Origin of the sequence: Methylobacterium crusticola, assembly GCF_003574465.1 — a bacterium.
GTDB classification, from domain to species: Bacteria; Pseudomonadota; Alphaproteobacteria; order Rhizobiales; family Beijerinckiaceae; genus Methylobacterium; species Methylobacterium crusticola.
Window position 1 is genome coordinate 17366 of the sequence record NZ_QOWC01000105.1, and the last position, 12932, is coordinate 30297.

The 12932-nt window shown below is 73.8% G+C and carries 14 protein-coding genes; 5 read left to right on the top strand and 9 right to left on the bottom strand.

All coding sequences use genetic code 11. The features are described from left to right. The first annotated feature begins 92 nt into the window (after positions 1 to 92). Positions 93 to 302, top strand: coding sequence for a cold-shock protein (locus tag DT057_RS22725; RefSeq protein WP_128564383.1), 210 nt, complete (start codon positions 93 to 95; stop codon positions 300 to 302). Positions 303 to 395: 93 nt separating this feature from the next. On the opposite strand, the gene DT057_RS22730 is transcribed toward DT057_RS22725, so the two are convergent. The 8 genes from DT057_RS22730 to DT057_RS22765 all read right to left on the bottom strand — a co-directional run bounded on the left by DT057_RS22730 (position 396) and on the right by DT057_RS22765 (position 7543). Then, on the bottom strand, positions 396 to 629 hold the full coding sequence (locus DT057_RS22730) for a hypothetical protein (protein WP_128564384.1): 234 nt from the start codon (positions 627 to 629) through the stop codon (positions 396 to 398). Between the two features lie 88 nt (positions 630 to 717). Beyond that, a complete protein-coding gene (locus tag DT057_RS22735; RefSeq protein WP_128564385.1) occupies positions 718 to 936 on the bottom strand; it encodes a hypothetical protein in 219 nt (72 codons plus the stop codon). Between the two features lie 231 nt (positions 937 to 1167). Then, positions 1168 to 1401 carry a hypothetical protein gene (locus tag DT057_RS22740; RefSeq protein WP_128564386.1) on the bottom strand — a complete coding sequence of 78 codons (234 nt, stop codon included), beginning with the start codon at positions 1399 to 1401 and terminating at the stop codon, positions 1168 to 1170. Positions 1402 to 1643: 242 nt separating this feature from the next. Beyond that, positions 1644 to 3269 (bottom strand): ABC transporter ATP-binding protein, encoded by a 1626-nt coding sequence (locus DT057_RS22745; protein WP_128564387.1) that lies wholly within the window; start codon positions 3267 to 3269, stop codon positions 1644 to 1646. Between the two features lies 1 nt (position 3270). Then, positions 3271 to 4131 (bottom strand): ABC transporter permease, encoded by an 861-nt coding sequence (locus tag DT057_RS22750; RefSeq protein WP_128564388.1) that lies wholly within the window; start codon positions 4129 to 4131, stop codon positions 3271 to 3273. Beyond that, positions 4128 to 5099, bottom strand: coding sequence for an ABC transporter permease (locus DT057_RS22755; RefSeq protein ID WP_128564389.1), 972 nt, complete (start codon positions 5097 to 5099; stop codon positions 4128 to 4130). The genes DT057_RS22750 and DT057_RS22755 overlap by 4 nt, the downstream gene beginning before the upstream one ends. Positions 5100 to 5106: 7 nt before the next feature. Beyond that, positions 5107 to 6657, bottom strand: a complete 1551-nt coding sequence (locus DT057_RS22760) for an ABC transporter substrate-binding protein (RefSeq protein WP_128564390.1) — start codon at positions 6655 to 6657, stop codon at positions 5107 to 5109. A gap of 112 nt (positions 6658 to 6769) precedes the next feature. Continuing rightward, positions 6770 to 7543 carry a class II aldolase/adducin family protein gene (locus tag DT057_RS22765; RefSeq protein ID WP_128564391.1) on the bottom strand — a complete coding sequence of 258 codons (774 nt, stop codon included), beginning with the start codon at positions 7541 to 7543 and terminating at the stop codon, positions 6770 to 6772. A 131-nt stretch (positions 7544 to 7674) separates the two neighbouring features. On the opposite strand from DT057_RS22765, the gene DT057_RS22770 reads away from it, so the two are divergent. The 4 genes from DT057_RS22770 to DT057_RS37270 all read left to right on the top strand — a co-directional run bounded on the left by DT057_RS22770 (position 7675) and on the right by DT057_RS37270 (position 12479). Continuing rightward, positions 7675 to 8379, top strand: a complete 705-nt coding sequence (locus DT057_RS22770) for a GntR family transcriptional regulator (protein ID WP_128564392.1) — start codon at positions 7675 to 7677, stop codon at positions 8377 to 8379. Then, positions 8376 to 9401: a histone deacetylase family protein gene (locus DT057_RS22775; RefSeq protein WP_128564393.1), complete on the top strand. Its 1026-nt coding sequence runs from the start codon at positions 8376 to 8378 to the stop codon at positions 9399 to 9401. The genes DT057_RS22770 and DT057_RS22775 overlap by 4 nt, the downstream gene beginning before the upstream one ends. A 13-nt stretch (positions 9402 to 9414) precedes the next feature. Continuing rightward, the gene (locus DT057_RS22780) at positions 9415 to 9738 is read left to right on the top strand and encodes a cupin domain-containing protein (RefSeq protein ID WP_128564394.1); all 324 of its coding nucleotides are present in this window, start codon (positions 9415 to 9417) and stop codon (positions 9736 to 9738) included. Positions 9739 to 9896: 158 nt separating this feature from the next. Further along, positions 9897 to 12479, top strand: coding sequence for a hypothetical protein (locus DT057_RS37270; protein WP_128564395.1), 2583 nt, complete (start codon positions 9897 to 9899; stop codon positions 12477 to 12479). 72 nt (positions 12480 to 12551) lie between these two features. On the opposite strand, the gene DT057_RS22790 is transcribed toward DT057_RS37270, so the two are convergent. Next, positions 12552 to 12932, bottom strand: a 381-nt coding sequence (locus tag DT057_RS22790) for a flagellin (RefSeq protein WP_276469427.1), incomplete at its 5' end; no start/stop codon positions are given.

Consider the following 12932-nt stretch of genomic DNA (forward strand, 5'->3'; position numbering starts at 1 on the left):
TCCCTCCAAACCTGTCGAGAAGTCGAGCTCGGGGCGCCGTGGGCGCGGTCTCCGGGCTCTAGCGTCCCTCCCCACGGATACAGGACATACCGATGAGCACCGGCACCGTGAAATGGTTCAACGGCCAGAAGGGCTACGGCTTCATCCAGCCCGATGACGGCGGCAAGGACGTCTTCGTGCACATCTCGGCGGTCGAGCGGGCCGGCCTGCGCGACCTCGCCGACGGCCAGAAGATCTCCTACGAGCTGGAGACCGACCGGCGCAGCGGCAAGCAGTCGGCGGGCAACCTCAAGGTCGTGTGAGGGCGGGGCCGGCGGATCGGGCGCGAGACCGCCCGGCCCGCCGCGCCGCCGGGGGCCGCCTGGTGGGCGGCCCCGCCGTCGTCCCGGCCCGACCTACGCGGCCGAGCGCACCACGCGCGTGATCGCCAGCGGCGGGCGGCCGGACTTCTCGGCGATCTCCCGGTCCTGCTCCTCGATCACCTGGCGGGCCGCCTCGTCGCCCTCGAGGCCCATGAGCGCCGCGCGGGGCACCCGCCTGTTCGACCTGCGGGATCCGTCCTCGTAGTAGACGTCGAACAGGACGTAGCCGGTATCCTGCACCTTGGGTTTCTGCTTCGAACGCAACATCGTCCTTGCTCTCTCGGTCTCACGTCGGCCTTGCGGTCTCACGTCGGCCTTGCGGTGCGGCGGGTCCTGCCCGCGCGCCCGCCGGGGGTCACTCGCTCTCCTGCGCCTCCTCGGAGGGGGTCTCCTGAGCCTCCTCGGGCTCCTCGTCCGGCACGGGAACCGGGGGCTTGGGCTTGTTGCGCATGTTCCGCCGGGTCTCGGCGAGGGGCGGGGGCGCGGACGGGGCCCGGGACAGGCGGGCGATGCGCGCCTTGAACTCGTCGGAGGTCGGGCCGCGGGCGGCCCCGGTGATGAAGGTCTTGGCCATGGCGGCCTCTCAGATTGCCCGATCCAATACCCGTGACGGGGACAAACGGGCCGGAACCGCCGCGGACCGTCAGCCGAAGGTGCGGACGGCCGGGAAGATACCACGAGACGATATGGGGCCTGGCGCCCGCGAAAGCCAGGGCGGCGCGGGCTGGCGGGGCGCCCGCCGGGGCCGCGGGGCGCCGGACGCGTCTTCCCTGTGGAGAACGCCGCGGCGGCGCGCGGGCGGGCCTCAGCCGGTGTACATCACCGCCGCGACGGGGGCGGGCTTCGGCCGGGCCGAGTGGGTCACGGCCCAGAGCGTCCAGGCCGCGAGGCCCGAGCAGGAGAGCAGGAACAGCCCGCGGGCGTAGCGGCCGCGGTGGATGTCCCGCACCGCGTAGACGGGCAGCAGCGCCGCCTTGGCGAGGTTGCGAAGGGCGAGAACCATCAGGATCGCCAGGAAGGCCGTCATCGTCCCGAGCATGCCTTGTGCCCCCTTCGGTCTGTTTCACCACGGCAGAGCTTATACGGCCAACACGGCGAAACGAAGTCACGTCTCGCCGGCGGAACCGGCCCGGCCGACGCGGGCATCCCCGGGCCGGGCCGCAGGACACTGCGCACCGGATGGTTAACGGGCCGTAGACCGGCCCGGCATCCCGGGGGACGTCCGACCGGCGCCGGGCCTGGCCGGGCCGCGCGGCCGCGGCGCCCGCCGGGCGGGATCCATCAGGCGGCGCGGCGCGGGCGCCCCGGCACGGCGTCGAGGAGGGCCCGCGTGTAGGGGTGCTCGGGGTCGGCGAACAGGCCGGCGGCGGATTTCAGCTCCACGATCTCGCCCCGGCGCATCACGGCGATCCGGTCGCAGATCTGGGCCGCCACCCGGAGGTCGTGGGTGATGAACAGCATCGAGAGGCCGAGGCGCTGCTTCAGGTCCTCGAGGAGCGCCAGCACCTGGGCCTGGACCGAGACGTCGAGGGCCGAGACCGCCTCGTCGGCCACCAGCACCTCGGGCTCGAGGGCGAGCGCCCGGGCGATGCCGATGCGCTGACGCTGGCCGCCCGAGAACTCGTGCGGGAAGCGGTCGAGCGCCCCGGCGTCGAGCCCCACGAGGTCGACGAGCCGGCGGGCGCGGGCCATGGCCTCGGCCTCGGCGACGCCGTGCGCCATCGGGCCGTCCGCGATGATGCGCCCGACCTTGCGGCGGGGGTTGAGCGACGCGAAGGGATCCTGGAACACCATCTGGATCCGGCTCCGCGCCCGCCGCAGGGCCTCGCCCCGCAGCCGCGTCAGGTCCGTGTCGCCGAGCCGGACCGTGCCCCGGTCGGGCTCGATAAGGCGCATCACCAGCCGGGCGACGGACGACTTGCCCGAGCCCGACTCGCCGACGAGGCCGAGCGTCTCGCCCCGGTGGAGCGCGAAGGCGACGTCGCGGGCGGCCTCGACGCGCCGGGGCTTGCGCCACCAGCCGCCGCCGGTGACGTAGGTCTTCTCCAGGCCGGCCACCTCCACGGCCTTCAGCCCGCCCGGGGGCGTGCGCGGCGGCGGGTCCATGCTCGGCACGGCGGCGAGCAGCGCCTTCGTGTAGGCGGCCTGCGGGCGCCCGAGCACGGCGGCCGCCGTGCCGGCCTCGACGACGCGGCCGTGGCGCAGCACCATGACCCGATCGGCGATCTCCGCCACGACGCCGAAATCGTGCGTGATGAAGAGCACCGCCATGTTGCGGCGGGCCTGGAGGGCGCGGATGAGGCCCAGGATCTGGGCCTGGGTGGTGACGTCGAGGGCCGTCGTCGGCTCGTCGGCGACGAGGATTGCCGGCTCGAGGGCGAGCGCCATCGCGATCATGGCGCGCTGGCGCTGGCCGCCGGAGAGCTGGTGGGGGTAGGCCCGCACGATGCGCCCGGGCTCGGGCAGGCCGACCTCCTCGGCGAGGGCGAGGACGCGGGCGCGGCGGGCGCGGGGGGTGAGGAGGCCGTGGGCCTCGAACATCTCGGCCATCTGGTCGCCGATCCGCATCAGCGGGTTCAGCGCCGTCATGGGCTCCTGGAAGATCATGGCGATCCGCCGGCCCCGGGTGTCGCGCCAGCCGGCCTCGTCCTGCGCCGCGAGGTCGAGGTCGCCGAGCCGGATGGTGCCCCCGGCAGGCCGCACCGCCTTCGGCAGCAGGCCCATCAGGGCGTGGGCGCACATCGACTTGCCGGAGCCCGACTCGCCGACGAGGCACAGGATCTCGCCCGCCACGAGGTCGAAGGAGACGCCGTCGACCGCGTAGGCGCGGTCGCCGCCCTCGGGCAGGGCGAGGCGCAGGTCGCGGACCGCGACGGCGGTCCGCCGGGCGTCGGGGGCGGCGTCCACCTCAGCGCTCCCGGGCGAGGCGGGGGTTGAGGGCGTCGTTCAGCCCCTCGCCGATGAGGTTGAGGGCGAGCACGGTGAGCAGGATCACGACGCCCGGGAAGGCCGTGATCCACCAGGCCTGCCGGATCACCGTGCGGCCCGCCCCCACCATGAAGCCCCAGGACATCCGGTTCGGGTCGCCGAGGCCCAGGAACGAGAGCGAGGATTCGAGCAGGATCGCGGTCGCCACCATCAGGGAGGCCAGTACGACGATCGGCGAGAGGGTGTTCGGCAGCACCTCGCGGCGCAGGATCGTGAAGGTGGTCTGGCCCGTCACGATCGCGGCCTGGACGTACTCGCGCGAGCGCAGGGACAGGACCTCGCCGCGCACGAGCCGCGTCACCGGCGGCCAGCTCACGAGGGCGATGGCGAGGATCATCGAGGAGAGGGAGGGCTGGAGGATCGCCACCAGCACGATGGCGAGGGCGAAGCTCGGCACGGTCTGGAACAGCTCGGTGAAGCGCATGAGCGCGTCGTCGACCCGTCCGCCGAGGTAGCCCGCGAGGGCGCCGAGCGGCACGCCGATCACCAGGGCGGCCAGGGTCGAGACGAGGCCGACCACGAGCGACACGCTCGCCCCGTGCATGAGCCCGGCCGCGATGTCGCGCCCGAGGGCGTCGGTGCCGAGGGGCACCCGCTCCAGGGTGAAGGGCGGCACGAAGGGCCGCTGCACCATGCGCCAGGGCGAGGCCGGGTAGAGGAGGGGGGCGAGGAGGGCCGCCGCCACCACGGCGACCAGGATCGCGCTGCCGGCCACGGCCCCGGGGTGGCGCCCGAAGGCCGCGAGGGCGCCGCGGCGGCGCGCCGGCCCGGCGGGGCTCACCGCGCCGCCTCGATGCGCGGGTCGACCACGCGGTAGACCACGTCGGTGACCAGGTTGAACACCAGCACCATCCCGGAGGAGACCACGAACACGCCGAGCAGGAGGTTGTAGTCGCGCTGGAGCAGCGCCTCGTACATCAGGCGCCCGATCCCCGGCCAGGCGAACACCGTCTCGGTGAGGACCGCGCCGCCCACCAGGGTGCCGGCCTGGAGGCCCGCCAGCGTCACCACCGGCAGGAGGGCGTTGCGCAGGACGTGCCGGCGCTGGATCACGCCCTCGGCCAGGCCCTTGGCCCGGGCGGTCTTGACGAAGTCGAGGCCCATGACCTCGAGCATCGAGGCCCGAGTCATCCGGACGTAGACCGCCATGAAGAACAGCCCGAGCGTCATCGCGGGCAGGACGAGGTGGTGGGCGATGTCGGCCGCGCGGGCGAGCCCCGCGTAGCCGGCCCCCACGGTCTCGAAGCCGAAGCTCGGCAGCCAGTCGAGCCGGACCGAGAACACGATGATCGCCATCAGGGAGACCCAGAACAGGGGCGTGGCGTAGAACAGCAGCGCGACGCCGGTGATCGCCGTGTCGGCGAGGCTGCCGGCGCGCCGCGCGGCGAGCGCCCCGAAGAGCACGCCGAGGGCGAGCGAGATCAGGAAGGCGGTGCCGGTGAGGAGCAGCGTCGCCGGCAGCCGGTCGCCGATGAGGGTCGCGACCGGCATCTGCTGGCGCACCGAGTAGCCGAGATCGAGCCCGACGATGTTGCGCACATAGGAGGCGAGCTGGCGCGGCAGCGGCTGGTCGAGGGCGAATTTCTCCCGGAGCTGCGCCACGAACACCTCGTCGGCCGCCCCCGCCTCGCCCGCCATGACGAGGGCGGGGTCGCCGGGCGCGAGCCGGATCAGGAAGAAGTTGAGGACCACGATGGCGAGGAGCACCACGACCCCCTTGCCGATCCGGCGCGCGATGAAGAGGCCCATGCCGCCCTCAGCGCTCGATCCAGGCGTCCCGGAAGCCGTCGTTCACGCCGATGCCCGTGGTGACGAGGTCGCGGACCGTGCAGCGGGTGATGGTCGGGAATTGCAGCTCGAGCAGCCAGGCCACCGGCGCGTCCTCGATCAGCGTCTTCTGGACGCCGTCGTAGATCGCCTGGCGCCTGTCGTCGCCGACCGCCGCGGCGCCCTCCGCGAAGGCGGCGTCGACCGCCGGGTTGGCGTAGCCCTCGACGTTGTTCCAGGGCGAGCCCTTGGTGATCTGGGACGAGATGTAGTTGCGCGCGACCCCGAGCGCCGGGTCGCCGTACTGGTAGAGGTACGTGAAGGCGATGTCGTAGTCCCAGTCGGCGGTCTTCTGGTTCCAGCCGGCGACGTCGGTGGCGACGAGCTCGGTCCTGATGCCGACATCCTCCAGGTTCTGGCGCACGGCCTCGCCCCAGCGCTGCCAGGTCTCGCCGTAGGGCAGGGGCAGGAGGCGCACGGTCTCGCCCTTGTAGCCCGCCTGCTTCAGGAGCGCCTTGGCCTTGGCGGGATCGTACGCGTAACCCGCCAGGGCGGCGTTGTGGTAGCGCGTCGCCGAGGAGATCGGCCCGGTCGCCGGCTTGCCGAGGCCGTTCCAGACCACGTCCCGGGCGAAGTCGCGGTCGATGGCGTAGGACACCGCCTGCCGGAAGGCCTTGCTGGCGGTCGGCCCCTTGCGGTTGTTGAGCCAGAGCCAGGAATGGGGGCCGAAGAACTCCCAGCCCTTGCCGGTGACGCAGGCGCCCTTGAGCTTGGACAGGCGCGGCACGTCGAAGTTCTCGACCGAGCCGCCGGGCAGGATGTCGACCTTGCCGGTCTCGAACGCCACCGCCCGGGCGGCCGCGTCCGGGATCACGTGCCAGTAGATCTCGTCGAGGTAGGGCTTGCCGGCGACGTGGTAGCGCGGGTTCCTGACCAGGCGGATGTAGGAGCCCTTCTTCCACTCCTTGAACATGTAGGGGCCGGTGCCGACCGGGCTGTTGTTGGCCGGGTTGGTCTTGGGGTCCGTGCCCTCGTAGAGGTGCCGCGGGATCATCGGCAGCGAGCCGACCTCGAACACGCCGAGGAAGGGCCCGAACGGCTCGGACAGCGTGAACACCACCGTGCCGGAATCGGGCGCCGTCACGCTCGCGACCTTGGCCATGTTGCCCCGGGCCCGGGCGTGGTTCTGCTTCAGGAACTCGATCGAGAACAGCACGTCGTCGGCGCCGAACGGCTTGCCGTCGTGCCAGGTCACGCCCTTGGCGAGCGTGAACGTGTAGGTCCTGCCGTCCGGGCTCACGCTCCAGCTCTCGGCGAGGCCCGGCAGGGGCTTCAGGGCGTCGTCGTAGCGCAGCAGGCCCTCGTAGATGTTGCCGGCCACCATCTGGGTCGGGCCGTTCTGCAGCAGCCCGAGCATCAGGCCCGGCGGCTCCGGCTGGATCACCGCGTTGGCGACGCCGCCGGCCCTCGGCGCCTGCGCGGCGGCCGCCCCCGAGAGGGCGAGGACGAGGGCGCACCCGGTCACCACGTGTCTGATCATCCCTGGTCCTTTCTCGCGCGGGCGGGCGGGCGGGTCGGCGGCGCCGGACGGCGTCGGCGTGGCGCCCGGCCGCCCGGGACGGGAGTCCCGGCGGGCGCCGTCGTCGGAGGGCTCAGGCCGCGTAGCCCGGGTCGCTGTGGGCGAGCATGCGCTTGAAGGCGTCCCACTCCGTGTCGGTGCCGGAGGCCTCGATGCGGTCGTAGTGCGCGGCGTACTGGCCGGCGGTCTTGCGGGCCACCGCCGCGGAGGGGCGGATCACCGGGGCGCCCGCCGCCTGGAGGGCGAGCTGCGCCCGGCAGGAGCGCTCCATGTTGTGCATCAGCTTGAACGCCTCCGCCACCGAGCGGCCGCAGGTGAGCAGGCCGTGGTTGCGCAGGATCATCACGAACCTGTCGCCGAGGTCGGCGACCAGGCGCTCGCGCTCGTCGAGGTCGAGGGCGATGCCCTCGTAGTCGTGGTGGGCGATGCGGTCCGTGAACTGCATCGACCATTGGTTGAGCGGCAGCAGCCCCTCCTCCTGGCACGACACGGCCACGCCCGCCACCGTGTGGGTGTGCAGCACGCAGAGCGCGTCCTCCCGGGCGGCGTGGACGGCGCTGTGGATGGTGAAGCCCGCCGGGTTGATGCCGAGGCCGCACGGGTCGTCGACCACCCGCCCGTCGAGGTCGACGGTGACGAGGTTGGAGGCCGTCACCTCCTCGAAGCGCAGGCCGTAGGGGTTGATCAGGAACCGGTGCTCGGGCCCCGGCAGGCGGACCGAGATGTGGGTGTAGATGCTGTCGTCGAGGCCCAGGCGGTGGATGAGCCGGTAGGCGGCCGCGAGGTCGACGCGGACCCGGGCGGCCTCGCTCGCGGGCACGGCGCGCAAGGGTGCGGGAGACGACATGGGGTTCTCCTCCAGGCTCCGGCGACCCGGCCGGGGTCGCGCCGGAAGACTGGCCCAGCCCCGCCCCCCGATCAAGATTAAAGTGTCGACAATCGACGCTTACGCATTGCACAATGCCCGCCGGAGGGCCGATGCGCGCACTTTCCCCACCGGTGGGCCTGCCGATGCTGGCCGAGAGCGATCTCGTGCGGCAGGTGGCGCGCCGGCTCTCGGACGCGATCGTGCAGGGCCGCCTGGCGCCGGGCGCCAAGGTGGCGGAGGCCGCGGTGGCGCGCGAGCTCGGCATCAGCCGGGCGCCGGTGCGGGAGGCCGCCCGGCTGCTCGAGAGCCAGGGCCTGCTCCGGGCCTGCCCGCGGCGCGGCTTCTTCGTGCGCGCGCTCTCGGCCGCCGACGTCGACGAGCTCTACGACCTGCGCCTGTGCGTGGAGCGCCACGCCGCCGTGGCGGCCTCCCGGCGCCTGACCGCGGAGGCGCGCGCGGCCCTGCGCCGGCAGCTCGGCCTGATGCGGGAGCTCGCCCACCGGGACGACCCGGCCCGCATCGTCGAGGCCGACTACCAGTTCCACCGCCTGATCTGCGAGACGGCCGGCAACAGCCGCCTGCTGCGCCTGTTCGACGGCCTCGCCTCGGAGCTGCGCCTCGTGATCGGGCTGATCGGGCGCCTCTACGACGACCCGCACGAGATCGCGCGCACGCACGAGCCGGTGCTGGAGGCGATCGAGGCCGGCCGGCCGGAGCGGATCGTGGCGCATGTCGACCACCACATCGGGGTCGCCTGGCGCGAGGTCGCCCGGCTCGCCCGCACCCTGTCCCCCACGCCCGGAGGAGCGGCATGAAGGCGTTCTACACCGACGACCACCGCGGCCACGACCCGCAGTTCTTCCTCGTGCGCGGCACCGTCCAGCGCACCACCGAGCAGCCCGAGCGCGCCGACCGCCTGCTTGCCGGCCTCGAGGCCGGCGGCCACGCGCTCGCCGCCCCCGAGCGCTTCGGCCACGACGCCCGGGCCCGGGTGCACGGACCGGACTACCTCGCCTTCATGGCCGAGGCCTGGGACGCCTGGGCGGCGCTCGACGGCGCGGCGCCCGAGATGGTCGCCAACATCCATCCCATGCGTGACGGCGCGACCTACCCGAGCCACATCGTCGGCCGCCTGGGCTGGCACACCCTCGACACCGCCTGCCCGATCGGGCCGGGCACCCACGCGGCGGCCTGCGCCGCCACCGACGTCGCGGCGAGCGCCGGCCAGGCGGTCCTCGACGGCGAGGACGCGGCCTACGCGCTCTGCCGCCCGCCCGGGCACCACGCCTACCGCGACCGGGCGAGCGGGTTCTGCTTCTTCAACAACAGCGCGGTGGCGGCCGCCCACCTGCGCCAGCGCCACGACCGCGTCGCGATCCTCGACGTCGACGTCCACCACGGCAACGGCACGCAGGGGATTTTCTACGCCGACCCGAGCGTGCTCACGGTCTCGCTCCACGCCGACCCGGCCCGGTTCTACCCCTTCGTCTGGGGCTACGCCCACGAGCGCGGGGAGGGGCCGGGGCAGGGCGCCAACCTCAACGTGCCCCTGCCCCTCGGCACCGGCGACGACGGCTACCTCGCGGCCCTGGACGGCGCCGTCGCGACGATCCGGGCCTTCGCGCCCGGGGCGCTCGTGGTGGCGCTCGGCCTCGACGCCTCGGAGCACGACCCCCTGGCGGGCCTCGCCGTCACCACGGCGGGCTTCCGCCGCATCGGCGCGGCCCTGGCGCGGGTCGGGCTCCCGACCGTGCTGGTGCAGGAGGGAGGCTACCTGTCCGAGATCCTGGGCCAGAACCTCGCGGCGGTTCTCGCCGGCTTCGAATCGGCGCGCTGAGGAGACCTCCGCCATGGCGTTCGCCTGCACCATCCCGGCCACCCCCACGATCCAGTCCGAGGACGCGGCCGTCCGCATCACGCGCTGGGACTTCCCGCCCGGCGCCGTCACGGGCTGGCACGAGCACGCCTGGCCCTATTTCGTGGTGATGATCACGCCCGGGATCCTGCGCATCCACGACGGCGACACCGTCAGCGAGGTGGCGCTCGCCCACGGCCAGTCCTACCGCCGGCCCGCCGGCATCCGGCACGACGTAATGAACGGCTCCGACCACCCGATCGCCTTCGTGGAGATCGAGGTGAAGCAGCCCGAGGCCCTGGCGCGGCCGCCGGGCTGACGGGCCGGTCCCGACGCCGCGGCCCGGTCCGGCCGGTGCGGGCCCGGCCCGGTCCGCAGGTGCGCCAGCGCACCTCGGGCGGCGCGCCGCGGTGGCCCCGCGGCCACTCCAGGCGCAGTATCGGGGCAGATCATCGCGAACTTGCCGCGCGAGGCATCATGAAGACCGCCCGCGATCCGTTCCCCGGGATGCCGCCGTTCTGGTCCTCGGTGCTCTTCGCCAGCCGGATCCTCTGGGCGAGCCGGATCAGCGTCGTCAGCGTGGTGGCGGGCCTCGTGCTGTTCGGCAAGGTGGTCCAGGCCCAGAACCTCCTGGCCGACACCTCGTGGAACACCAGCCTGCCGCTCGCCGTCTGGTACTGGACCGTGTTCTTCGCCGCACTCTTCCTGATCTGGTCGTTCCCGGTTCATTACGGCGCGCGCCGCACCCTCGACGGCTCGTCCTGGCTGATCAACGCGCACCTGCGCGGGCCGATGCTGCCGGACGAGGCGGAGCGGCTGAGCGAGGACCTGCGCCACCGGCACGCGACGCTGATCCGGCTCGTCCCGCGCATCCTCGGGGCGATGCCGTTCGCGGCGGTGGCCATCGGCCTCGCGGGCGCCTGGTCGGCCCTGCAGAACGCCGACGCGCTGCCCGAATCCGGCACCGCCCGGACCCTGATCCTGGCGCTCGCCCTCGCGGACGCCGCCGCCGCGATCCTGTACGGCGTCGCGGTCGTCCAGCGCCGGCGTTGGACCGCGGCGCTCGCCCGCCGGGTCGAGGCGGTGGCCGTGTACCGGAGCCGGTCGATCTCCGGCACCCGGCTCCTCGACGGCGTCGCCCACGCCTTCGTGGCCCTGACCTTCGCGCTGTTCGCGATCGCCTACGTGGCCCCGGTCTGGATCTCGTCGTGGATCCCCCGGGCCGCCCTGGTGCCGTTCCTGCTCGGCAGCCTGGTCCTGCCCCTGAGCGCCCTCGCCCGGGCCTCGCACCGCCGCGGCGTGCCCTACGTCCTCCTCCTGGTGCTGGCCTGCACCGGGCTCACGGCGTCGAACCGCCACTTCCACGACCTGCGCACTCTGCCGGAGGGTCCGACGCCGGTGGCGCAGCGCCAGATCGACTTCGACGCCGCCCTCTCGCGCTGGAAGGCCGCGAACGGCTGCGCCCGGGAGGGCGAGGCCTGCCCGCCGGCCCTGATCGTGGCGGCGGAGGGCGGCGCCAGCCGCGCCGCCTTCGCGACCGCGACCGTGGTCGGCGAGATCCTGGACCGGATGCCGGAACTCGCCGACCACGCGGGCTCCGACCAGCCGGGCCGGCGCATCTTCGCGATGTCGGGGGTCTCCGGGGGTGCCCTCGGGGTGACGCTGATCCGCGCCGCCCTCGCGGATGCCGCCGCGGGCGGCCCGCCCTGCCGCTTCGCGCACCGGACCTTCTTCCGCGCCCGGCTGATCTGGGACGGTCAGGCCTCCTTCACCTGGCGGGACTGCCTCCAGGCCCTGGCGAGCGGCGACTTTTTGTCCCCGGCCTTCGTGGGGCTGGCCTACCGGGACAACGTCGCGCTGCCCGTCCCGTTCGAGGTCGGCCCCTTCCCGCTGCGCGACCGCGCGGCCCTGCTCGAGCAGGCCTGGGAGCGGCACTACGACTACGTCACGCGGAGCGGCGAGAGCCCGTTCTCGGTCGGCGACATCTGCGGGCGCGAGGCCGGCCGCGGCCTCTGCCGCCGCTTCGGCTACCTCGGCGGACCGGAGGCGGGCGGGCAGGACCCGGCCGGCCGGGACGCGGCGGGCCGGGACGCGGCGGCCCATGACCCGGGACGGGGGGAGCCCGGCGCCGCGGCGGGCGCGCCCTGGCTGCCGCTCCTCCTCCTCAACGGCACCTCCGTGCAGACGGGGCGCCGCCTCCTCACCACCGACCTCGTCTCGACCCGGGTCTCCCCGGACGGCCGGGCCCGCGTCGGCTTCTACACGCCGGCCTACGACCTGTTCGAGGCGATGTCGACGCCCTGCGCCGAGCCCGACCGGGAGGGGCAGGATTGCCCGGCCGCCGCCCGGGGGCCCCTGGACGAGGCGGCCCTGCGCGACGCGCCGGACCTGCGCCTCTCGACGGCGGCGCTGACGAGCGCCCGCTTCCCGGTGATCTCGCCGGCCGGCACGTTCGGGGTGCGGGGCGACTGGGCGCAAGGCGACCGCGTGGTCGACGGCGGCTACTTCGAGAATTCGGGCATGACCACCGCCCTCGACGTCGCCAAGGCGCTGCACGAGAAGGGCGTCGTGCCGCTGATCCTGTGGGTCCTGAACGAGCCGAAGCTCGCGCGCCGCGAGGGGCCGGTGCCGCCCCGGCCGGTGGTGACCCCCTTCGTCGGGGCCGCCCAGGCCGCGGCGTTCCTCGATCGGGCCGGCGCCCTCCTGACGGCGCCCATCGAGGCGCTCTGGAACACCCGCCAGGGCCACGGGGCCGAGAGCGCGGACCTCGTCGTGCGCGCCCTCGCGGCGATGGAGGAGGGGCGCCCGCCGGGGGCGGCGACCGCCCAGATGTACGAGATCGGCGTCTTCGCCGAGCCGTCGATGCGCAGGCCCGACGACGCCACCCCGGCCGAGACCCGGCGCTGCGCGATGGTCTGGGGCCAGTCGCTCCAGGTGCCGGTGGTGTCGATGAGCTGGTGGCTCGCGCCCTCCGTCCAGGCCTACCTCGACGCGCAGCTCTGCGAGCACGAGAACCGGCGCATCCTCGGCGACCTGATGCGGACCTTGGGCAAGCGCTGAGGCGGGCCCACGGCGAAGCGGCCGGGGCGTGGGCCCCGGCCGCTTGCGTCGTTCAGGTCGTGGCCGGGTCGATCAGCGCAGGAGCTGGAGGATGCCCTGCTGGGCCTGGTTGGCGAGCGACAGGGCCGAGATCGCCAGCGAGTTGCGGGTCGAGAGCGCCTGCGAGTTCGCCGCCTCCTCGTTCAGGTCGGCGCTCGTCAGGTTCGAGGAGCCGGTGTCGAGGATGTTGATCAGGTTCTTCGAGAAGTCCTGGCGGTTCTGCACCACCGACAGGTTCGAGCCGAAGGTCGAGGCCTGGGCGCGCAGCTGGCTCGTCGCCGACGAGATGCTGCTGAGCACGCCCTTGATCTCGTCGTCCGACTGGAAGCCCCCGGTGACCTGGGTGAGGCCGAGGCCGTCCGAGTCGAGCTTGACGCCCTTGATGTCGAGGCTCGACGAGCCCGTCTCGTTGAA

What these genes read in the sequence shown, in the direction of transcription:
- DT057_RS22725 (WP_128564383.1), top strand. Translation starts at nt 93, where the DNA reads ATGAGCACCGGCACCGTGAAATGGTTCAACGGCCAGAAGGGCTACGGC.
- DT057_RS22730 (WP_128564384.1), bottom strand. Translation starts at nt 629, where the DNA reads ATGTTGCGTTCGAAGCAGAAACCCAAGGTGCAGGATACCGGCTACGTC.
- DT057_RS22735 (WP_128564385.1), bottom strand. Translation starts at nt 936, where the DNA reads ATGGCCAAGACCTTCATCACCGGGGCCGCCCGCGGCCCGACCTCCGAC.
- DT057_RS22740 (WP_128564386.1), bottom strand. Translation starts at nt 1,401, where the DNA reads ATGCTCGGGACGATGACGGCCTTCCTGGCGATCCTGATGGTTCTCGCC.
- DT057_RS22755 (WP_128564389.1), bottom strand. Translation starts at nt 5,099, where the DNA reads ATGGGCCTCTTCATCGCGCGCCGGATCGGCAAGGGGGTCGTGGTGCTC.
- DT057_RS22760 (WP_128564390.1), bottom strand. Translation starts at nt 6,657, where the DNA reads ATGATCAGACACGTGGTGACCGGGTGCGCCCTCGTCCTCGCCCTCTCG.
- DT057_RS22765 (WP_128564391.1), bottom strand. Translation starts at nt 7,543, where the DNA reads ATGTCGTCTCCCGCACCCTTGCGCGCCGTGCCCGCGAGCGAGGCCGCC.
- DT057_RS22770 (WP_128564392.1), top strand. Translation starts at nt 7,675, where the DNA reads ATGCGCGCACTTTCCCCACCGGTGGGCCTGCCGATGCTGGCCGAGAGC.
- DT057_RS22775 (WP_128564393.1), top strand. Translation starts at nt 8,376, where the DNA reads ATGAAGGCGTTCTACACCGACGACCACCGCGGCCACGACCCGCAGTTC.
- DT057_RS22780 (WP_128564394.1), top strand. Translation starts at nt 9,415, where the DNA reads ATGGCGTTCGCCTGCACCATCCCGGCCACCCCCACGATCCAGTCCGAG.
- DT057_RS37270 (WP_128564395.1), top strand. Translation starts at nt 9,897, where the DNA reads ATGAAGACCGCCCGCGATCCGTTCCCCGGGATGCCGCCGTTCTGGTCC.